We start from the raw sequence: 20,066 nt of genomic DNA, 5'->3' as shown, positions 1-20,066 counted from the left end.
AACAGAACCGTTGACTGGGTCAAACGATACCGGTCAGGGGCGGTAGATGGCCAGGGCCGCCGGGCGGGCGCGGAAGGCGAACTGCGAACCGGTCGGGCCCACCTCGCCGTCCGTGGCGATCGCGACCGAACCGTCCAGCACGCGCACGTCCAGCCAGCGCGTTTCCAGGTGGCGGTAGGTGCGGCTGCTGTTCAGCGACCCCAGCAGCGCGCCGACGAAGAACCTGACCCGCGAGAACCGGGTGTCCGCCCGGATGTACCGCACGTCCATCAGGCCCCGGTCCAGCGCCGGGCGCATGGTGGGCGCGAAACCCTTGGGCCGGTACGGGCCGTTGCCCACGAACAGCATCCACACCAGGTGCCGCTCGCCGTTGAGCTCCACGCGCAGCGGGCGGGACGTGCGCAGGACCTTGAACAGCGCGATCACCGCCGCCGGCCACTTGCCCCACCGGTCCTGCAACTTCTCGCGCAGCTGGACCATGTCGGGGTAGCCACCCAACGACGCCGTGTTGACGAACCAGCGCGGACCTTCGCCGTCCACGGTCACCGCCGCCAGGTCCACCAGCACGCCGTCACCCGCCGCCACCGCGCGCACCGAGTCGTCCAGGCCGGTCACGCCGACGTCCCGGGCGAAGTGGTTCAGGGTGCCCGCCGGGATGAGCACCAGCGGCAGCCGGTTCGCCGCCGCCACGGCCGCGACCGCCGCGACCGTCCCGTCCCCGCCGGCCACGCCCAGCGCGCGCGGGTTGTAGTCGGCGACCACGGTGTCCAGGTCGTCCACGTCCACCAGCCGCGCCTTCGGCCACGCCCGCGCGATGTCCTCCGACGGGTCGCCGCCGAAGCCCGACGCCGGGTTGACCACCACGACCAGCCCCTCACCGTCCTCCAGCGCGTCCAGGGTGTGGTGCTCGCGCGCCGAGGCCGCCTCGTTCTGCCCGATCGGCCACCAACGCCTGGTCAGCAGGGCCGCGCCGGTCCCGATGAGCGCGCCGGCGGCCACGTCGGAGGGCCAGTGCACCCCGGTGTGCACCCGCGAGTACGCCACCGCCGCCGCCACCGGAGCGACCGCGACCGCCAGCGCGGGCGACTCCATCGCCACCGCCGTGGTGAACGCCGCCGCCGACGCCGCGTGCCCGGACGGGAACGACGACGACGTGGGCCGCTTGGTCAGCCTCCGGTGCACGGGCAGCAGCTCGGCGGCCGGCCGCCTTCGCGGGAACAGGCGCTTGGCGACCAGGCTCGCGCTGAAGCTCGCCCCCGCGATCGAGGCCACCCCGCGCAGCCCGGCCCGCCGCGGCCGACCCTTGCGCAGCGCGAGCACGCCGGCCACGCACAGCCACAGCACGCTGTGGTTGGCCGCCTTCGAAAGTTTTTTCATCCCCCGGTCGAGCGAGGAGGCGGGCAGGCGCCCGCTCTGCCTCATCAGGGCCTCGTCCAGGCGGTTCACTCGTCGGAGCACACAAGAACGTTATCGGCGAACACCGCGCGCCGCCCGATTGGATCACTGAGGAAACGACCGAATGCGCCTACTGTTGAGGGATGCAGCGGCGGATCTTCGGCATTGAGACTGAGTTCGGGGTGACCTGCACCTTCCACGGGCAGCGCAGGCTGTCCCCGGATGAGGTCGCGCGGTATCTGTTCCGCCGGGTCGTCTCGTGGGGCCGTTCCTCGAACGTGTTCCTGCGCAACGGCTCTCGGCTCTACCTGGACGTGGGGTCGCACCCCGAGTACGCGACCGCGGAGTGCGACGACCTCGCCCAGTTGGTGACGCACGACAAAGCCGGCGAACGAATCCTCGAGGACCTGCTCGTCGACGCCGAGCGCAGGCTCGCCGACGAGGGCATCGGGGGCGACATCTTCCTGTTCAAGAACAACACCGACTCGGCGGGCAACTCCTACGGCTGCCACGAGAACTACCTGGTCGCACGGGCCGGGGAGTTCTCGCGGATCGCGGACGTGCTGCTGCCGTTCCTGGTGACCCGGCAGCTCATCTGCGGCGCGGGCAAGGTGCTCCAGACCCCGCGCGGCGCCGTGTACTGCCTGTCCCAGCGCGCCGAGCACATCTGGGAGGGGGTGTCCAGTGCCACGACCCGGTCCCGACCCATCATCAACACCCGCGACGAACCGCACGCCGACGCCGAGCGGTACCGCCGCCTGCACGTGATCGTCGGCGACTCGAACATGTCCGAGGTGACCACGCTGCTCAAGGTGGGCAGCGCGAACCTGGTCCTGGAGATGATCGAGCAGGGCGTCCAGTTCCGCGACTTCAGCCTGGACAACCCGATCCGGGCCATCCGCGAGATCAGCCACGACCTGACCGGGCGGCGGACCGTGCGCCTGGCGGGCGGCAAGGAGGCCTCGGCGCTGGACATCCAGCGCGAGTACTACGAGCGGGCCGTCGAGCACGTGGCCAAGCGGGCGCCGGACCCGATGGCCGAGCGCGTGCTGGAGCTGTGGGGCCGCACGCTGGACGCGGTCGAGGCGGAGGACCTGTCCAAGATCGACCGCGAGATCGACTGGGCCATCAAGTACCGCCTGATGGAGCGCTACCAGGCCAAGCACGACATGGACCTGTCCAACCCGCGCATCGCCCAGCTCGACCTCGCCTACCACGACATCCGGCGCGGCCGGGGCATCTTCGACCTGCTCCAGCGCAAGGGCCAGGTCGACCGGGTGACCGACGACGGCGAGATCGAGGCCGCCAAGGACACCCCGCCGCAGACCACGCGGGCCAAGCTGCGCGGTGACTTCATCGCGGCGGCGCAGGCGGCCGGGCGGGACTTCACCGTCGACTGGGTGCACTTGAAGCTCAACGACCAGGCGCAGCGGACCGTGCTGTGCAAGGACCCGTTCCGCGCGGTGGACGAGCGGGTGGAGCGCCTGATCTCCTCCCTCTAGCCCTAGCGGACCCGGAAGGCTCTTCGTGAGGCTCACACCTCATGAAGAGCCTTCTGCTTGTCGCGGCCGTGGTGGGGTCGCTGCTGGTCGCCCCGGTCGCTTCGGCTTCCTCGGGTTGGGAGATGCGGCCCACCGGGGTGGACGCGCGGTTGCGCGGTCTGTCGGCGGTGTCGCCCCGGGTGGCGTGGGTGAGTGGCAGCGCGGGGACCGTGCTGCGGACGGTCGACGGCGGTGCTTCCTGGGCGTCGGTGGGGCCTCCGGGGACCGCTGACCTGCAGTTCCGGGACATCCAGGCGTTCGACGCGCGGCACGCGGTCGTGCTGTCGATCGGGCCGGGGGAGTCGTCGCGGATCTACCGGACGGTGGACGGCGGAGCTTCCTGGACCGAGACGTTCCGCAACACCGATCCGGCGGCGTTCTACGACTGCGTGGCGTTCTTCGACCGGTGGCGCGGGCTGGCGATGAGCGACCCGGTGGACGGGCGGTTCCGCGTGCTGCGGACGGCTGATGGTGGTCGGACGTGGTCGCAGGTGCCGCCGGAGAACTTCCCGCCGGCGTTGCCCGGGGAGGCCGGGTTCGCGGCCAGTGGGCAGTGCGTGGCGACGGCCGGGGGTCGGGACGCGTGGATCGCCACCGGGGGCGGGGCGACGGCGCGGGTGCTGCACTCGTCGGACGGCGGGTGGCGGTGGACGGTGGCCGACACGCCCTTGCTGTCGTCGCCTTCGGCGGGGGTGTTCGCGGTCACGTTCCGGGACCCGCGGCACGGGCTGGCGATCGGCGGGGACTACGCGAACCCGACCGGGGCGGTGGCGAACCTGGCCGGCTCGCGGGACGGCGGGCGGACGTGGTCGAGCCTGAGCGGGCCGGTGGGCTACCGGTCGGGGCTGGCGTGGCACGGGTCGTCGGTGATCGCGGTGGGGCCGACCGGGAGTGACGTGAGCCGGGACGGCGGGCGGACGTGGCAGCGGCTCGGGGATGGCAGCTTCGACACCGTGGACTGCGCGGGGGTGTGCTGGGCGGCCGGTGAGAAGGGCCGTGTGGGCGTGCTGACCAGGGGATGAGCCGGTAGCGGGGCGAGCCGTCCTCGTGCCGGAGGATTGACAAAAAAGTTCTGAACGTTCAAAGTGGTTTTTGCGATGAGAGACGTCCTGTACCTGGAAGAGATCGAGCAGGCCGAAGCGCTGCTCAAGCCGCAACGCGTCGAGGTGCTGCGGTTGTTGGCCGAGCCCAAGTCGTGCACCGAGGTGGCCGCCGTGCTCGACCAGACGCCGCAGCGCGTGCACTACCACGTCAAGCGGCTGGTCGAGGCCGGGCTGGTCACGCAGGTGTCCGAGCGCAAGGTGCGCGGGGTGCACGAAGGGCTCTACCAGGCCGCCGCCCGCGCCTACTGGCTCTCGCCCGGGTTGGTCGGGCGGTTGGGGCTGCGGCGGGCTCGGGACGAGCTCAGCCTGGGGTACCTCGTGGACCTCGCCGAGCAGGTCCAGGCCGACATCGCCGCGCTCGACCGGGACCGGCCCGAGCTGCCGTCGCTGGGCGTGTCCGGGGACATCCGGGTGCGGCCCGAGCAGCGGCGGGAGTTCTTCGCCGAGCTCCAGAGCACGCTGCAAGACCTGTTCCGCCGCTACGGCGGTGCGGAGGGCGACGCCTTCCGGCTGGCCGTGGCCTGCTACCCGAAGGAGACCACCGATGAGTGAGACCGTCACCCTGCGCGCCCGCGTCGACGTCCCGGTCGAGCGCGTCCACCAGGCCCTGACCTCGGCCGACGAGCTGCGCGTGTGGCTCGCCGAGCACGCCGAGGTGGACCTGCCCGACCGGTACGCGTTCTGGGGACGCCACACACCCGAAGGGGACGCCCCGCGCCAGACGCTCCTGCACGTGGACGACACGTCCCTGCGCTTCACCTGGCACGTCGGCGGCGAGGACACGACCGTCGAGTTCACGCTGGCCCCCGACGAGACCGGGACCGTCGTCACCGTCTCCCAGAGCCACTTCCCGGGCTGGGCGGACGCGGTGCAGGAGACCGGTGTCCTGGGCTGGCTCTACACGTTCTGGGCGCTGAACCTGGCCAACCTGGTCGAACACCTCGAAGGCCGCGAGCTGACCCCCAAGGCGGACTTCACCAGCACGGACATGCGCGCCTCGGTGGACATCGCCGCCACCAAGGAGGCCGTCTACCGGGCGCTGGTCGACGCGGACGAGTACTCGACGTGGTTCGGCGCGAAGATCGACATCGAGCCGTGGGCCGGCGGCCGGGTCGCGATGGGCGGCTTCGAGAACAACCCGGAGCCCGGGAAGGTCCTGGACCTGGTCGAGGGCGAGCGGATGACCGTCGACTGGGGCGACTCCGTCGTCTCCACCTGGGAGCTGGCCGAGTCCGAGGGCAGGACCCGGCTGACGTTCGTGCAGAGCGGGTTCGTCGACGGTCGGCCGCCCTACGGCGCGTGGCTGGGCTGGCTGTCCGGCGTGGCCGAGCTGCGGCGGTACGTGGAGCTGGCGGACTGGCGGCCGATCTGGTTGCGGCCCGAGGTCCCCGGCCTGCCCGAAGGCATGCTCACGGGCGAGTGAGGCGGATCAGCTTGCGCTCGACGGCGGTCGTCACGGCCGCCGTCCTGGTCTCCACGCCCAGCTTGTCGAAGATGCGCACCAGGTGCGTCTTGACCGTCGCCTCGCTGATGAACAGCGCCTTGGCGATCTCCCGGTTGGACAGGCCGCGCGCCAGGTGGTCCAGGATCTCCACCTCGCGCTTGCTCAACGCCGGCGCCGGGTCGCGGACCGTGCGCATGAGCCGTCTGGCGATGTCGGGTGACAGCACGGTCTGGCCCTGCGCGGCGCGGCGGACCGCGTCGGCCAGCTCGTCCGGCGGTGCGTCCTTGAGCAGGTAGCCGGTGGCGCCCGCCTCGACTGCGCGGACCACGTCGGCGTCGGAGTCGTACGTGGTCAACACGACCACCTCGGGCGGGTCGGGCAGCGCCCGGATGCGTTTGGTGGCCTCGACGCCGTCGATGCCCGCCCCGAGCTGGAGGTCCATCAGCACGACGTCGGGCTTGAGGGTGGTGGCGTGCCGGATGGCGTCCTCGCCGGTCGCGGCCTCGGCGACCACCTCGAAGTCGCGCTGCAACAACCCGGCCAGCCCGAACCGGACCACCGGGTGGTCGTCCACGACCAGCACCCGCAACGTCATCGCGACCCCGTCGTGCCCGTCGTTCTCGTCGGCACCGTCACCGCCAGCGCCGTGCCCTCGCCCGGCGCGCTTTCCACCGACAGCGTGCCGCCCAGCTCGGCGATCCGCCCGCGGATCGAGGCCAGGCCGTAACCGCGGCCCTCGCGCGGGCTGACCGCCGCCGGGTCGAAACCGCGGCCGTCGTCGCGGACGTCCAGCGCCACGGCGTCGTCGAGGTACGACAGGGTCACCACCACGGTGGACGCCTCCGCGTGCTCCCGGACGTTGGCCAGCGCGCCCTGCGCCACCCGCAGCAGCGCCACCTCCGTCTGCACGGTCAGCGGGTACGGCTCGCCGTGCACCTCGACCCGCTCGCACAGCCCCCGCAACGCGTCCTCCAGCGACCGGCCCTGCAACGGCGACAGGTCCCGCACGAACCGCCGCGCCTCGGCGAGGTTCTCCCGGGCCACGTCCGCCGCCCGCCGGGTGTCGCCCAGCTCGAGCAGCAGGTTGATGCTGGACAGGCCCTGCGCGAGGGTGTCGTGGATCTCCCGGGCCAGCCGCTGCCGTTCCTGGAGCACGCCGGCCTCGTGGATCAGCCGCCGCCGGTCGAAGAACACCGCCGCCGTGATCACCGCGACCCCCACCGGCCCCAGCACCAGGCTGGGGTCCACCACGTCGGCCAGCCTGACCTGCGCCAACACCACTGCGATCGTGAGCACGCCGGCGATCGGCACGGCGATCCGGGGCCGCAACTGGCGCAGGCACTGGAAGAACAGCGGGATCGCGCACCACCCGAAGCTCGGTGCCAGCCACACCAGTACCAGCCACGTCGCCAGCACCACCGCCAGCCCGCGCGTCCACCGCACCCCGGCCGGGTAGAGCGCACCCAGCACCACGGCCACGCCCAGCACGACGGAGTCGACGCCGTGGTAAGCGACGTACCGCGCCGCCGACGCCGCCAACAGCACGTAGAACCCCGCGTGCATCGCCCGGTGCAGCCACACGCCGCAGACGGTAGGCCGGCGTGCCCGGTGCGCGGGTCAACCGATGGGTTGAACCGGGGTTCAACCGGAACCACCAGGTCACGCGGCCCCGCGCCGGGGAGGGTGGTCCCCAGGACTTCGAGCGAGGGAGAACCGATGAGGAAGACGACGGTGGCCGTGCTGGTGGCGCTGAGCATCGCCGGCGCGGGCGGCTACGCGATCGCCGAGCAGGGCTCGGTGCAGCGACAGGGCGGCCCGGGGGTCGACGTCGTGCGCACCACCAAGGCCGTCACCCTCGACGCCGCGGTGAAGGCCGCGCAAGCCGCGCTGGACGCCGCCGAGGCCGAGGGTCAGCGGGTCACGGTCGCGGTGGTGGACCGGGGCGGTGACCTGGTGGTGCTCCTGCACGGCGACGGCGCCGGTCCGCAGACCGAGGAGTCGGCCAAGCGCAAGGCGTTCACCTCTGCCTCCTTCGGCGCGGCGACCTCCGAGCTGGCGGGCCGGGTGACCGGGGCGGGCGCGACCCTGCGCGACATGCCGGGGACGTTGTTCCTGGCCGGCGGTGTGCCGGTGCGGGCCGAGGGCGCGGTCATCGCGGGTATCGGCGTGGGCGGTGCGCCCAGCGGCGACCTCGACGAGAAGTTCGCCAAGGCGGGCCTGGCCGCGATCGGCCTGTAGAGGGGTTGATCGACTGCCGCGCGGGGTAGGGGACCGGTTGTGTTCCCAGACTTCACGCTGACCACGGTCGACACGGGCGGGGCGGAGCTGCGGGTGCGTCACGGCGGCTCCGGCCCGCCCGTCCTGCTGCTGCACGGCCATCCACGGACCCACACCACCTGGCGGCACGTGGCACCGCTGCTCGCCGAGCACCACACCGTCGTGTGCCCGGACCTGCGGGGTTACGGCCGCTCGTCCAAGCCGCCCACGACCCCCGACCACGAGCCGTACTCGAAACGGGCGATGGCGGGGGACATGGCCGTGCTGATGCGCGCGCTCGGCCACGAGCGGTTCGCCGTCGTCGGGCACGACCGGGGCGGGTACGTCGCCACCCGGCTCGCACTCGACCACCCCGACCGCGTCACGCACCTGGCCGCGCTGGACGTCGTCCCCATCGGGTCCGCCCTGGCCCGCTGCGGCGCGGAGTTCGCCCAGAGCTGGTGGCACTGGTTCTTCCTGGCCCAACCCGAAGTGCCCGAACGGGTGATCAACGCCGACCCCGACGCCTGGTACCGGACGGCCGGGAAGGACCTCGACGAGGACACCCTGGCCGCCATGCACGACCCGGCGACCGTCCACTGCATGGTTGAGGACTACCGGGCCGGGCTGGGCATCGACCGGGCGCACGACGACGCGGACCTGGCCGCCGGCGTCAAGATCCAGTGCCCCGTGCTGGTGCTGTGGGCCGAGGGCGACGACCTGCCCGACCTCTACGGCGACGTGCTGGGGGTGTGGCGGGACTGGACCCCGGACCCGCGCGGCCGGGGACTGGAGTCCGGGCACCACCTCGCCGAGGACGTCCCCGAGGAGCTGGCGGCCGAGCTGCGGGCGTTCTTCGCGGACACCACGGCCCCCACAAGCGGCTGAATGGACCATTCACCGGACTTGGGGTGGGTCTGTGCGACACCGGGCGTTCGGACGGGGTTAGGGTTCTCCGGTGGCCATCGCACGTGCCGAACGGCTCGTCAACCTGGTGCTGTGCCTGCTCTCCACCCGGCAGTACCTGACCGCCGAGCGCATCCGCGCCATCGTCCCCGGCTATTCCGACGCCGCGACGGACGAGGCGTTCTTCCGCATGTTCGAACGCGACAAGACCGAGCTGCGGGACCTGGGCGTGCCCCTGGAGATCGGGCGCAGCGCCGAGTTCGACAACACCGACGGGTACCGCATCGCCCGCCGCGACTACGAGCTGGGCGACGTCGACCTGGAGCCCGACGAGGCCGCCGCGGTCGCGCTGGCCGCCCGGCTGTGGGACTCGCCCCAGCTCACCGGGGCCGCCCACGGCGCCCTGATCAAGCTGCGCGCGGCCGGCGTGGACGTGGACCACGAGGTGCACACCGCCGTCGAGCCGAAGGTGCGCACCTCCGAACCCGCCTTCCCGCCGCTGCTGGCCGCCGTGCAGGAAGGCCGCGTGGTGGAGTTCGACTACCGCAAGCCCGTGCCGGTCGAGGTGCGCACCCGCACCGTCGAGCCGTGGGGCGTGGTCGCCTGGCGGGGCCGCTGGTACCTGGTCGGCCACGACCGCGACCGGCGCGCGCCGCGCTGCTTCCGGCTGTCCCGGATCGTCGGGGACGTCCGCGCGGTCGGCAAGCCCGGCGTCGTGGAGCGGCCCGCCGACGTCGACCTGCTCAGCTTCGTCAAGCGCAGCGAGCCGTCGACGCAGGCCGTGGCCACCGCGCGGCTGTGGGTGGCGCGGGACCGGGCGCAGGGCGTGCGGCGGCGCGCGCGGGTCGTGGGGGAGCGGGAAGTGGACGGCGTGGTCGGCGACGTGCTGGAGATCGACCTGAGGTTCCCCGACTCGGCGGCGACCTGGATCGCCGGGTTCGGGCCCGACGTGCTCGTGCTGGAACCCGAAGTGCTGGCCAAGACCGTGCGGGAGAAGCTCGTCGGCGCGCTGCGCGGTGCGGGGGTGCGGGCGTGAACGCCTCCGCCGACCGGCTGCCCCGGCTGCTGGCCCTGGTGCCCTACCTGCTGGCCCGGCCCGGCATCCCCATCGACGAGGCCGCCGCCGACTTCGACGTCACCCCGCGCCAGCTGCGCAAGGACCTCGAACTGCTGTGGATGTGCGGCCTGCCCGGCTACGGCCCCGGCGACCTGATCGACCTGTCCTTCGAGGGCGAGACGGTCACCGTCACCTTCGACGCGGGCATGAGCCGCCCGCTGCGGCTGACCGCCGCCGAGGCCACCGCGCTGCTGGTGGCGCTGCGCGCGCTGGCCGAGACGCCCGGCGTGGTGGACAAGGACGCCGTGCAGCGGGCCGTGGCGAAGATCGAGGCTGCGGTGGGCCAGGCGCAGCCCGCCGGCGTGGCCGTGGGCCTGGCGATGCGGGAAGCGCCGGAGACCGCGGTGGTGCGGGACGCGGTGTCGGACGGGGTTCGTCGGGGTCGCGCCTTGCGGTTGCGGTACTACACCCCGTCACGCGACGAGGTGACGGATCGGGTCGTCGACCCCATGCGGATGCTGCTGGTCGAGGGCCGCAGCTACCTCGAAGCGTGGTGCCGGCTGGCCGACGACGTCCGGCTGTTCCGGCTGGACCGCATCGACGGCGTGCAGGTCCTGGACGAGCCCGCGTCGCCCCCGCCGCACGCCACGCCCACCGACACCTCGGAGGGGCTGTTCCGCCCGGACCCCTCGCAGCAGACCGCTGTGCTGGTGCTGGAACCCGACGCCCGGTGGGTCGCCGAGTACTACCCCGTGGACGGCCTGACCGAGCTCGAGGACGGCCGCGCGCGGGTCCTCATGCGCTACGCCGACACCGCGTGGATGGTGCGGCTGCTGCTCGGGCTGGGCGGAGAGGTGCACGTCGAGCAGCCCGCCGACCTGGTGGCGGCGGTCACCCGGCAGGCCGAGGCCGCGTTGCGCCGGGCGGATCACCTCCCGGCAACCTAGGCCCTATACGGTGGTGCCGTGCCGTACTTGCCGAGCCTGGTCTTGATCCTGGTCGGAATGGTCCTTCTGATCGTTCTGGTGGCCAAATTGGTCGGATCCTTGCGTCGTTTCCGCGCCGCAAGCACTCTGGTGGGCGACAGGGTCGGCGACGGCGTCGGACTGCTGCGGGCGCGCTTGGCCGCGCTCGGGGTGGCCTTCGCCGAACGGCGTCCGGACCGGGCCCGTCAGGGCAACCCCCGCGTACCATCGACGGACCGGGGCAGACAGGAGGACCACCGTGGGTAACCTCGGAGCTACTGAGCTGATCATCATCGCCGTGGTGATCATCCTGCTGTTCGGGGCGAAGAAACTGCCCGACATGGCGCGCTCGCTGGGCCGCTCGGCCAAGATCCTCAAGGCCGAGACCAAGGGCCTGCGCGAGGACGACCAGCCGCAGGACACCCCGCCGCAGCAGGCCGCTCCCCAGCAGCTGCCGCCCGCGCAGCCCCAGCAGGTCGTGCAGCAGCCCGCGCAGCAGCAGCCGCAGGTCGCGCAGCCGATCGAGCAGAGCGCGCAGAACCTCCAGAACAAGCAGAACTAGCCAGAAGGACGGTCCGCAGCGTGGGGGCAAGTCCGTCCCGGTGGAAGCAGCGCCGGGAGCGCCGCAAGCTGACGAGCCGTCGGGCCAACCCCGACGGCACCATGTCGCTGAAGGATCACCTGTACGACCTCCGGCACCGGCTGGGCCTGGCCCTGCTGATCATCGCCGGCGGCGCGCTGTTCGGCTTCTTCTGGTGGGAGCTGCACATCCTCGGACTCCCCAGCCTGGGTGACATCGTCGTCGCCCCGTACTGCGGCATCCCGGTGGAGCAGCGCCTGACCCAGGGCGGTCAGGGCTGCCAGCTGCTGCAGACCCAGCCGTTCGAGGTCTTCATGATCCGGCTGAAGGTCGGCGCGGGCGCGGGCATGGCGCTGACCGCGCCGCTGTGGCTGTACCAGGTGTGGCGGTTCATCGCGCCGGGCCTGTACGCCAAGGAGCGCAAGTTCGCGCTGTCGTTCGTGGCGTGCGCCTCGGTGCTGTTCGTGGCGGGCGCGACGCTGGCGTTCTACGTCGTGCCGCAGGGCCTGTCGGTGCTGGTGGGCTTCGGTGACGAGAAGTTCATCACCGCGCTGACGGCGGGCGAGTACATCAGCTTCGTCATGGCGTTGCTGCTGATCTTCGGCGTGAGCTTCGAGCTGCCGTTGATCGTGGTGATGCTGAACCTGGTCGGGGTGCTGACCTACGACAAGCTGCGGCGTTGGCGGCGTGGGATCGTTTTCGCGCTGTTCATCTTCGCCGCGGTCGCCACGCCGGGCACCGACCCCATCTCGATGGTCGCGCTGGCCGTCGCGTTGACGTTGTTGTTCGAGCTGGCGATCCAGATCGCCCGCATCCACGACAAGCGCGCGGCACGCAAGCGCAAGGCCGAGGGCTGGGACGACCTCGCCGACGACGAGGCTTCCCCGTTCGACTACACCCCGTCGGGCGTCGACGGCTCCGATCCTTCGGAGGAGCCGGCGTCGGTGGCCCCTGAGGAACCCCATCGCGTCCGATACGACGACGCCACATGACCCGGGCCGCCCTCCTGGTTTGCCCCGCGTCGGGCAAGGGCCGGGCCGCCCGCATGGCGGGCACGGTCGCCGCTCGGTTGCGCACCGCCGTGGACTCGCTGGACCTGCACGTGGCTTCGTCGGCCGAGGGCACGCTGGCGTTGGCGCGGCGGGCCGTGGACGACGGTGTGGACGTGCTGGTGGTTCTGGGCGGCGACGGCGGTGCCCACTTGGGCGTCCAGGCGTGTGCCGGGACGTCCACGGCGTTGGCCGTCGTGCCGGCGGGGACCGGGAACGACCTGGCTACGGCGTTGGGGACGCTGTCGGTCGATGACGTGGTCGGGGCGTTGTGCGATGGGGCTCGGCGGTCGTTGGACCTGGGTCGGGTGGGCAACGGGACGTGGTTCGCGACCGTGCTGTGCGCCGGGTTCGACTCGGCGGTCAACGAGCGGGCCAACGCCATGCGGTGGCCGGCCGGGCCTCGGCGGTACGACCTGGCGATCCTGGCCGAGTTGGCGGGGTTGAGGCCGGAGCGGTTGGTGGTGGAGACCGAGGGCGGCACGCTGGAGTTGGACGCGTTGCTGGTCGCGATCGGGAACACGACCAGTTATGGCGGCGGCATTCCGGTGTGCCCGGACGCCGATCCGGCTGACGGCTTGTTCGACGTGACGGTGGTGAGCGCGGCTCCTCGGCGGACGTTGTTGAGGATGCTGCCGACCTTGCGCACGGGGCGGCACGTGGACCACCCGGCGGTGCGGACGCTGCGGGCTTCGGCGGTGCGGCTGGCCGGGCCGGGGTGGGTCGGGTATGCGGATGGGGAGCGGGTGCACGGGCTGCCGTTGGAGGTTTCGTGCAGGCCGGGGGCGTTGACGGCGGTCAGCCCGGCCGTGTGACGCACCCGAAGGCCGTGCTTTTGCCCGAAGGGCGTGCTTTCGGCCGAAGGGCGTTGCTTTGCGCCCGCAGGGCGCTGCTTTTGCGCCCGCAGGGCGCTCGTGTGAGCTAGCGCAGCAGACCTCTCTCTGGGCTTTTCCGTCATCCCCGTATGGCCTGCCCGAAGGGCTACCACACTTTCCTGGGGTTGCAGCCGAAAATTTTTGTGAGGGACGAGCAAAAATTTTTAGCGGCAACCCCAGGAAAGTGTGGTTGGCTTTGCCAGGCCATACGGGGATGACGGAAAAGCCCCCGCCCTTGTTCTTCCGTCCATCCTTGGCGGCCTGCCCGCCGGCGAGGCGCTTTTCGCTTTTCTTTTCATGATTTCAAGATCTTCAAGATCTTCGAACGGGACGCGCTTCGCGCTCTTGAGAGGCGCGCAGCGCCCACAAGCTTGAACGCGCTGCGCGCTCTCAAGATCAAAAGCAAGCGCTCGCCGCGCGGCAGGCCCCCGGGGGGAAGGGCGTCGGTTTCTTTCCCCGTCCGGCCTGCCGGAGGCAACCACGCGTGGCCCGTTTCCGCAACCGGAAAAGCTGGTTGCAGAAACGGGCCAAGCGTGGTTGGGCTGCGCCCAGGCCGGACGGGGAAAGAAACCGAGGCCCTTCCTGTGGGCTTGGCAGCACGGCGAAACGCAATCCGCCCTCCGGGCGTGCGCCTTCGGCGGAAAAGCGCGCCTTCGGTGGAAAAGCGGCGCGGGCGGTGGGTGGTGGTGGCGTGGGCTTGCGGCTGGCGGGTCCGAACGGCGGACTGGGGTGGGGGGTGTGCCGGTGGTGCACTGCGGTCGTTGTGGTTGGTGGTCTCTATTGCTTCAGTGGAGGTTGAGTGCGCGCAACCTGGGCGGGTGGGCGCGACACCTGGGGGCGGGGCAAAGAACGGAGCTTTTGTCGGTGCCATGTGACAGCCTTGAGGGGTGTCACGCTCCTCGCGGTCTCCGGCCGATGCCTACGCGGACTTCCGCAAGCGGTCATCACGGCCCAAGCTGACCGACTTCCTCTCGGTCCTCTCGTTCGACCTCGACCCGTTCCAGCAGCGTGCCTGTGAGGCGCTGGAGGACGGGCACGGGGTGCTGGTGTGCGCGCCCACCGGTGCGGGCAAGACGGTGGTGGGTGAGTTCGCCGTGCACCTGGCGTTGTCGGAGGGGCGCAAGTGCTTCTACACGACGCCGATCAAAGCCCTGTCGAACCAGAAGTACGCCGACCTCGTCGCGCGGTACGGGGCCAAGAACGTCGGGCTGCTGACCGGTGACACCTCGGTCAACGGCGGTGCGCCTGTGGTGGTGATGACCACCGAGGTGTTGCGGAACATGCTCTACGCCGGGTCCTCGACGTTGGACAACCTGGCGTATGTCGTGATGGACGAGGTGCACTACCTGGCCGACCGGTTCCGGGGGCCGGTGTGGGAGGAAGTGATCCTGCACCTGCCGGAGGCGGTGCGGTTGGTGTCGCTGTCCGCGACCGTGTCGAATGCCGAGGAGTTCGGCGAGTGGCTGGTCGAGGTGCGGGGGGACACGACGGTGGTCGTGGACGAGCACCGGCCTGTGCCGTTGTGGCAGCACATGATGGCGGGCGGGCGGATGATGGATCTGTTCGCCGGTGAAGGGCCGGACGGGGCCGCTCGGATCAACCCGCAGTTGCTGCGGCACACGGAGGACCTGGCTCGGTTTCACGTGCCGTGGAGTCGGGGGCGGAATGGCAAGGGGGCTGGGAGGCCTCCTCGGTCGAGTGGGTTCAAGCCGCCGTCTCGGGTGGACATCGTGCAGCGGCTGGACGGTGCCGGGTTGTTGCCGGCGATCGACTTCGTGTTCAGTCGGGCCGGGTGTGACGCGGCGGTGGTGCAGTGCGTGCGGGCCGGGCTGCGGCTCAACACCGATGCGGAGATCGAGGAGATCCGCGCGGTCATCGAGGAGAAGACCAAGGATCTGCCCCAGGGCGACCTGATGGTGCTGGGGTACTGGGAGTGGCGGGAGGCCCTGGAGCGGGGCATCGCGAGTCACCACGCCGGGTTGTTGCCGGCGTTCAAGGAGACCGTCGAGGAGCTGTTCGTCCGCGGGTTGGTGAAGGTCGTTTTCGCGACCGAGACGCTCGCGCTGGGCATCAACATGCCCGCTCGGACCGTGGTGCTGGAGAAGCTGGTCAAGTACAACGGCGAGGCGCACGTCGACCTGACGCCGGGGGAGTACACGCAGCTCACCGGGCGTGCGGGGCGGCGGGGGATCGACGTCGAGGGGCACGCCGTCGTGGTGTGGCAGCCGGGCGTTGATCCGAAGGCGGTGGCCGGGCTCGCGTCGACGCGGACCTACCCGCTGCGGTCGTCGTTCCGGCCGGGCTACAACATGGCCGTCAACCTGGTGCACCAGCTGGGCGCGGCGGCGGCGCGGGAGATCCTGGAGCAGTCGTTCGCGCAGTTCCAGGCCGACCGGTCGGTGGTGGGGCTGGCGCGGCGCATCGAGCGCAACCGGGAGGCGCTGGGGGGTTACGCCGAGGCGATGGCGTGCCACCTGGGCGACTTCACCGAGTACGCGTCGCTGCGGCGGCGGGTCGCGGACCGGGAGAAGGCGTTGGCGCGGCAGAACACGTCCGCGCGGCGGGCGGAGGCGGCGGCGTCGCTGGAGCGGTTGCGCAAGGGGGACGTGATCGCGGTGCCGTCGGGGCGGCGGTCGGGGTTGGCGGTGGTGATCGACCCCGGTCTGGAGCCGTTGGGCGAGGCGCGTCCGCTGGTGCTGACCGAGGACCGGTGGGCGGGGCGGCTGTCGGCGGCGGACTTCCCGACGCCGGTGGAGGTGCTGGGCCGGATGCGGTTGCCCAAGCAGGTGGACACGCGGTCGCCGCGGTCGCGTCGGGACCTGGCGTCGTCGTTGCGCAACACCGGGATCGTGCCGCCGTCGTTCCGCCGGAAGCGGGCGGGGGCGGACGAGGACGCGGAGCTGGCGACGTTGCGGCGGGCGTTGCGGGCGCACCCGTGCCACGGCTGCGAGAAGCGCGAGGAGCACGCCCGGTGGGGCGAGCGGTACCACCGGCTGCTGGCCGAGACCGAGCAGCTGGAGCGGAAGGTCGCGGCGACCACGCACTCGTTGGCGCGGCAGTTCGACCGCATCCGGGGGCTGCTGCGGGAGCGCGGCTACCTGCACGAGGAGGAGTCGGGTCCGGGTGAGGAGGTCACCGAGCACGGCAAGCGGCTGACCCGCATCTACAGCGAGTCGGACCTGCTGGCGGCGGAGTGCCTGCGGCACGGGGTGTGGCGGGACCTGGAGGCGCCGGAGCTGGCGGCGGTGGTGTCGGCGCTGGTCTACGAGGCGCGGCGGGACGGTCCGCTGGAGACGCGGCTGCCGCCGGGTGCGGTGACCGACGCGTTGACGGCGACCGCGCGGCTGTGGGCGGAGCTGGAGGACGACGAGCGCCGGCACAAGCTGGACCGCACGCGCCAGCCGGACCCGGGGTTCGCGTGGCCGGTGTACCGGTGGGCGCGGGGCGAGTCGCTGGAGAAGGTGCTCGGCTCGGCCGAGGCGTCGGGCACGGAGCTGGGCGCGGGCGACTTCGTGCGCTGGTGCCGGCAGGTGATCGACTTCCTGGACCAGATCCGGGACGTGGTCGGGACGGACGACCCGGTGGGCGGTACGGCCAAACGGGCGGTGGAGGCGTTGCGCCGAGGGGTGGTGGCGATGGCCACGGTCTGAGAAAGGTTCGCGGGGTGGCTGGGTGTGCCCGGCGGCTCTGTGGTTTGATCGCGCCCGCAAGGCATGAACACCGTTTTTCCTCTACCGACCGTCGGAGGCCGAGCATGACCAGTCCGTACGGACCGTCCGGAGGGAACGACCCGCAGCAGCAGTGGGGCCAGCAGCCCTACGGTGGCGGCGGGTACCCCGGCACGCCGTCGGGTGGTTTCCCCGCTCAGCAGCCCGGTTACGGGCAGCCGGACCCGTCGCAGCAGCAGCCGCAGTGGGGGCAGCAGCCCGCGCAGCAGCAGCAGTACACGCAGCAGTACCCCGGCGGTTACGACCCGACCCAGCAGCAGCCGCAGAACCCCTACGGCCAGCCGGACCCGTCGCAGCAGCAGTGGGGTCAGCAGCCGGGGCAGTACGGCCAGTACGGGCAGCAGAACCCGTACGGCCAGCCCGGGTACGGCGCGGTGCCGCCGCCCGCGAAGAAGTCCAGCGCGCTGCTGTGGGTGATCGTCGCCGTGGTCGTGCTGGCCGTCGGCGCGGTGGGCGTCCTGGGTTTCGTCACGCCCGGCTGGTTCAAGAAGAAGATCTTCGACAACACGGCCGTGCAGGACGGGATCGTGAAGATCCTCAAGGACGACTACAAGATCTCCGACGTGGAGAGCGCGACCTGCACCGGGGAGAACCCGGTGGAGCCGAACCGCACGTTCACCTGCAAGGTGAAGATCGGCGGCAAGGACAAGGACGTGAAGATCACCGTCAAGACCGCGGACGGCGAGTACGAGGTCGGCCAGCCCACCGGCTGAGTGAGTTCCGGTTCGAGGCCGCCCCCGGGTTTTCCCGGGGGCGGCCTCGCCGTTTTTAATGCGATGGCGGTTCACGTGTGCGGCAGGCACGATCGGCGTGTGACCGACCTCGACATCCGTGTTCTCGACGACGAAGCCCAGCGGCGGGCTGCCCACAGCCTGTTCCGGGGCACCTTGCACCACGCTCCCGCGCCCGACGAGCTGTGGGAGGTGGTGAAGGGGACGTACGAGCCGGGGCGGGCGTTCGGCGCGTACTCCGGTGACGACCTCGTGGGCACGGTGCAGTCGTTCCCGTCGGCGTTGGCGGTGCCCGGTGGTGCCGTGGTGCCGATGGCGGCGGTGTCGCGGGTCGGGGTGCGGGCGGACTGGACGCGGCGCGGGGTGCTCAGCGCGTTGCAGCGGACGCAGTTGAAGGCGCTGCGGGACGGCGGGGACGTGGCGGCGACCCTGCGCGCGAGCGAGGGCGTGATCTACGAGCGGTTCGGCTACGGGGTGGCCACCCGGTACCGGGAGGTCCGCATCCGCAAGAGGCAGGCGACGCCCAGGGTGCCGATCACGGGTCGGGTGCGGCTGGTGCCGGCGGACGAGGCCGCGCCGCTGGTGCGGAAGCTGTTCGAGCGCTTGTCACCCGGTCGGGCGGGCACGATCGGGCGGTGGTCGGGGTGGTGGGACCTGAACGTGGTGCGGCCCGCCGAGGGCCGGGAGAAGCTGCGGTTCGCGGTGTGCTCGGGCGAGGACGGCGACGACGGCTACCTGGTCTACAAGGTCGAGCCCGGCTCGTGGGACCGGGGCGTGGAGAAGCCGACCGTGCTGGAGGTGACGGACCTCTGGGCGGGCAACGAGCGGGCGTGGGCGGACCTGTGGGGGTTCGCGCTGCGGGTGGACCTGGTGGGCGAGGTGTTCGCGCACGGGCGTCCGTTGGACGAGCCGCTGGAGTGGCTCGTGGTGGACCGGCGGGCCGTGTTCGTGGAGGACGTGGCCGACGAGACGTGGTTGCGGCTGCTGGACGTCCCGGCGGCACTGGCCGCGCGGACCTACGGTGACGCCGAGCCGGTCGTGGTCGGGGTGCGGGACCGGTACCTGCCGGAGAACGAGGGCTCCTACCGGGTCACCTCTTCGGGTGCTTCGCGGACCGACGCCGAGCCGGAGTTCGTGGTGGACGTGGAGGTGCTCGGCGCGGCCTACCTGGGTGACGTGTCGTTCTCGGCGCTGGCCATGACGGGTCACTTCGCGGGCGCGTCCAAGGACGTGCTGAAGCGGGCGGACAAGTTGTTCGCCGGTGACGAGGTGCCGTGGGCGGGGACGTTCTTCTAACCCCGGCGGCGTTCGAGGGCGTTGAGGAGCCTGGGCAGTGAGCTGCCCAGGCCCCACCGCTGCGTGAGCTCCTCGACGCGGTCGCGGTCGGCGGGTGCCACGGGGACGTCGTCGGGCCGGTCCTGGAGGATCTTCGCGTCGGTGGCCACGTTGACCACCGTGGGTGCGACGGCCAGGTAGTCCTGGGCGGCCAGCAGGGCCGTGCGGGCGCGGGTGGTGAGCTTGCGGTCGCGCGGGTCGTGCACGGCGTCCAGCACGGCCTGGAGGGACCCGAACTCCTTGACCAGCTTGGCGGCGGTCTTCTCGCCGATCCCGGCCACGCCGGGCAGCCCGTCGGACGGGTCGCCGCGCAGCACAGCCATGCCCGCGTAGGCGGGGCCCGCGTCGGTCTCGGGCAGGCCGTACTTGGCGGCCAGCTCCACCGGCCCGAGCAGCTCGGCCTTGGCCCAGCCGCGACCCAGGTAGAGCACGCGCACCGGCACCGGCTCGTCGCGCACCACCTGGAACAGGTCGCGGTCGCCGGTGATGACCTCCACCGGGTCGGTCGTCTCGCGCGCGGCGAGGGTGCCGATCACGTCGTCGGCCTCGTAGCCGACGGCCTCGGCGGTGGCGATGCCGACCGCGTCGAGCACGTCGAGGATGATCGGGACCTGCGGGGTGAGGGTGTCGGGCACGTCCTCCTCACCGCCGACACCGCCCTCCGCCACCCGGTGCGCCTTGTAGGAGGGCAGGGCGGCGACGCGGAACTCCGGCCGCCAGTCGGCGTCCAGGCACGCGACCAGCCGGGTGGCGCCGCGGTCGGTGATCACCTTGGTGATGGTGTCGATGAAGCCGCGCACGGCGTTGACCGGTGTGCCGTCGGGCGCGGTCATCGACTCGGGCAGCGCGTAGAACGCCCGGAAGTACAGGCTGGCGGAGTCCAGGAGGACCAGTCGGCTCGACACGGGCGCCAGCATGCCAGAAGGCACCGACAACGCCGGTTCGATCACCCTGCCGGCGTGCCGCAGGCGGTGGGGAGGCGAGAGCCCGCAAGCCCCTCTGCACCCCCACACGCCCTCTCGGCGCGCGCAGCGCGGCTTTTCGGCGCGCGTAGCGCGCTGTGGTCGCACCGCAGTGGAGGGCCTCGGTTCCCCCACCGTA

At 71.8% G+C, this 20,066-nt stretch carries 19 protein-coding genes; 15 read left to right on the top strand and 4 right to left on the bottom strand.

The window, feature by feature from the left end:
- Positions 1-33 precede the first annotated feature (33 nt).
- Positions 34-1,458, bottom strand: a complete 1,425-nt coding sequence (locus DFJ66_RS07245) for a bifunctional phosphatase PAP2/diacylglycerol kinase family protein (protein ID WP_121219155.1) — start codon at positions 1,456-1,458, stop codon at positions 34-36.
- Positions 1,459-1,538: 80 nt separating this feature from the next.
- On the opposite strand from DFJ66_RS07245, the gene pafA reads away from it, so the two are divergent.
- From pafA to DFJ66_RS07225, 4 genes are all read left to right on the top strand, one after another.
- Positions 1,539-2,897 carry a Pup--protein ligase gene (gene pafA, locus DFJ66_RS07240; RefSeq protein WP_121219152.1) on the top strand — a complete coding sequence of 453 codons (1,359 nt, stop codon included), beginning with the start codon at positions 1,539-1,541 and terminating at the stop codon, positions 2,895-2,897.
- Between the two features lie 41 nt (positions 2,898-2,938).
- A complete protein-coding gene (locus DFJ66_RS07235; RefSeq protein ID WP_121219150.1) occupies positions 2,939-3,958 on the top strand; it encodes a WD40/YVTN/BNR-like repeat-containing protein in 1,020 nt (339 codons plus the stop codon).
- A 75-nt stretch (positions 3,959-4,033) separates the two neighbouring features.
- Positions 4,034-4,591: an ArsR/SmtB family transcription factor gene (locus DFJ66_RS07230; RefSeq protein ID WP_121219148.1), complete on the top strand. Its 558-nt coding sequence runs from the start codon at positions 4,034-4,036 to the stop codon at positions 4,589-4,591.
- Positions 4,584-5,462 carry an SRPBCC family protein gene (locus DFJ66_RS07225; protein WP_121219146.1) on the top strand — a complete coding sequence of 293 codons (879 nt, stop codon included), beginning with the start codon at positions 4,584-4,586 and terminating at the stop codon, positions 5,460-5,462. Before DFJ66_RS07230 ends, DFJ66_RS07225 begins: the two co-directional genes overlap by 8 nt.
- Here the strand turns inward: DFJ66_RS07225 and DFJ66_RS07220 are convergent.
- Both DFJ66_RS07220 and DFJ66_RS07215 read right to left on the bottom strand, forming a co-directional pair.
- Positions 5,449-6,078 carry a response regulator gene (locus DFJ66_RS07220; protein ID WP_121219144.1) on the bottom strand — a complete coding sequence of 210 codons (630 nt, stop codon included), beginning with the start codon at positions 6,076-6,078 and terminating at the stop codon, positions 5,449-5,451. The two genes, DFJ66_RS07225 and DFJ66_RS07220, sit on opposite strands and share 14 nt — an antisense overlap.
- On the bottom strand, positions 6,075-7,064 hold the full coding sequence (locus DFJ66_RS07215) for a sensor histidine kinase (protein ID WP_246029620.1): 990 nt from the start codon (positions 7,062-7,064) through the stop codon (positions 6,075-6,077). The genes DFJ66_RS07220 and DFJ66_RS07215 overlap by 4 nt, the downstream gene beginning before the upstream one ends.
- 135 nt (positions 7,065-7,199) lie before the next feature.
- Here DFJ66_RS07215 and DFJ66_RS07210 point away from each other — a divergent pair, with 135 nt between their 5' ends.
- The 11 genes from DFJ66_RS07210 to DFJ66_RS07160 all read left to right on the top strand — a co-directional run bounded on the left by DFJ66_RS07210 (position 7,200) and on the right by DFJ66_RS07160 (position 18,926).
- A complete protein-coding gene (locus DFJ66_RS07210; protein WP_121219142.1) occupies positions 7,200-7,721 on the top strand; it encodes a GlcG/HbpS family heme-binding protein in 522 nt (173 codons plus the stop codon).
- 39 nt (positions 7,722-7,760) lie between these two features.
- Positions 7,761-8,627 carry an alpha/beta fold hydrolase gene (locus DFJ66_RS07205; protein ID WP_121219140.1) on the top strand — a complete coding sequence of 289 codons (867 nt, stop codon included), beginning with the start codon at positions 7,761-7,763 and terminating at the stop codon, positions 8,625-8,627.
- Between the two features lie 70 nt (positions 8,628-8,697).
- Positions 8,698-9,681, top strand: coding sequence for a helix-turn-helix transcriptional regulator (locus DFJ66_RS07200; RefSeq protein WP_121219138.1), 984 nt, complete (start codon positions 8,698-8,700; stop codon positions 9,679-9,681).
- The gene (locus DFJ66_RS07195) at positions 9,678-10,649 is read left to right on the top strand and encodes a helix-turn-helix transcriptional regulator (protein ID WP_121219136.1); all 972 of its coding nucleotides are present in this window, start codon (positions 9,678-9,680) and stop codon (positions 10,647-10,649) included. Before DFJ66_RS07200 ends, DFJ66_RS07195 begins: the two co-directional genes overlap by 4 nt.
- An 18-nt stretch (positions 10,650-10,667) precedes the next feature.
- Positions 10,668-10,934, top strand: a complete 267-nt coding sequence (locus DFJ66_RS07190) for a bacteriophage holin (protein WP_121219134.1) — start codon at positions 10,668-10,670, stop codon at positions 10,932-10,934.
- Positions 10,927-11,229: a Sec-independent protein translocase subunit TatA gene (tatA, locus tag DFJ66_RS07185; protein ID WP_121219132.1), complete on the top strand. Its 303-nt coding sequence runs from the start codon at positions 10,927-10,929 to the stop codon at positions 11,227-11,229. Before DFJ66_RS07190 ends, tatA begins: the two co-directional genes overlap by 8 nt.
- A gap of 20 nt (positions 11,230-11,249) precedes the next feature.
- Positions 11,250-12,239: a twin-arginine translocase subunit TatC gene (tatC, locus tag DFJ66_RS07180; protein ID WP_121219130.1), complete on the top strand. Its 990-nt coding sequence runs from the start codon at positions 11,250-11,252 to the stop codon at positions 12,237-12,239.
- Positions 12,236-13,111 carry a diacylglycerol/lipid kinase family protein gene (locus tag DFJ66_RS07175; RefSeq protein WP_121219128.1) on the top strand — a complete coding sequence of 292 codons (876 nt, stop codon included), beginning with the start codon at positions 12,236-12,238 and terminating at the stop codon, positions 13,109-13,111. The genes tatC and DFJ66_RS07175 overlap by 4 nt, the downstream gene beginning before the upstream one ends.
- A gap of 947 nt (positions 13,112-14,058) precedes the next feature.
- Positions 14,059-16,821, top strand: a complete 2,763-nt coding sequence (locus tag DFJ66_RS07170) for a DEAD/DEAH box helicase (protein WP_121219126.1) — start codon at positions 14,059-14,061, stop codon at positions 16,819-16,821.
- 104 nt (positions 16,822-16,925) lie between these two features.
- On the top strand, positions 16,926-17,612 hold the full coding sequence (locus tag DFJ66_RS07165) for a DUF4333 domain-containing protein (RefSeq protein ID WP_121219124.1): 687 nt from the start codon (positions 16,926-16,928) through the stop codon (positions 17,610-17,612).
- Between the two features lie 99 nt (positions 17,613-17,711).
- On the top strand, positions 17,712-18,926 hold the full coding sequence (locus DFJ66_RS07160; protein WP_170199182.1) for a GNAT family N-acetyltransferase: 1,215 nt from the start codon (positions 17,712-17,714) through the stop codon (positions 18,924-18,926).
- Here the strand turns inward: DFJ66_RS07160 and DFJ66_RS07155 are convergent.
- Positions 18,923-19,870, bottom strand: coding sequence for a 5'-3' exonuclease (locus DFJ66_RS07155; RefSeq protein ID WP_170199180.1), 948 nt, complete (start codon positions 19,868-19,870; stop codon positions 18,923-18,925). The genes DFJ66_RS07160 and DFJ66_RS07155 overlap by 4 nt on opposite strands.
- Positions 19,871-20,066 lie beyond the last annotated feature (196 nt).

The sequence above is a fragment of the Saccharothrix variisporea genome, from assembly GCF_003634995.1.
In the GTDB taxonomy this organism is placed as follows: Bacteria; Actinomycetota; Actinomycetes; order Mycobacteriales; family Pseudonocardiaceae; genus Actinosynnema; species Actinosynnema variisporeum.
The sequence above is the reverse complement of the archived record's forward strand: the minus strand, read 5'-3'. Positions and strand labels throughout refer to the sequence as shown.

Bases quoted from the DNA above. Each gene is read 5' to 3' on its own strand.
- pafA (WP_121219152.1), top strand. From the start codon at position 1,539: ATGCAGCGGCGGATCTTCGGCATTGAGACTGAGTTCGGGGTGACCTGC.
- DFJ66_RS07235 (WP_121219150.1), top strand. From the start codon at position 2,939: ATGAAGAGCCTTCTGCTTGTCGCGGCCGTGGTGGGGTCGCTGCTGGTC.
- DFJ66_RS07230 (WP_121219148.1), top strand. From the start codon at position 4,034: ATGAGAGACGTCCTGTACCTGGAAGAGATCGAGCAGGCCGAAGCGCTG.
- DFJ66_RS07225 (WP_121219146.1), top strand. From the start codon at position 4,584: ATGAGTGAGACCGTCACCCTGCGCGCCCGCGTCGACGTCCCGGTCGAG.
- DFJ66_RS07220 (WP_121219144.1), bottom strand. From the start codon at position 6,078: ATGACGTTGCGGGTGCTGGTCGTGGACGACCACCCGGTGGTCCGGTTC.
- DFJ66_RS07210 (WP_121219142.1), top strand. From the start codon at position 7,200: ATGAGGAAGACGACGGTGGCCGTGCTGGTGGCGCTGAGCATCGCCGGC.
- DFJ66_RS07175 (WP_121219128.1), top strand. From the start codon at position 12,236: ATGACCCGGGCCGCCCTCCTGGTTTGCCCCGCGTCGGGCAAGGGCCGG.
- DFJ66_RS07165 (WP_121219124.1), top strand. From the start codon at position 16,926: ATGACCAGTCCGTACGGACCGTCCGGAGGGAACGACCCGCAGCAGCAG.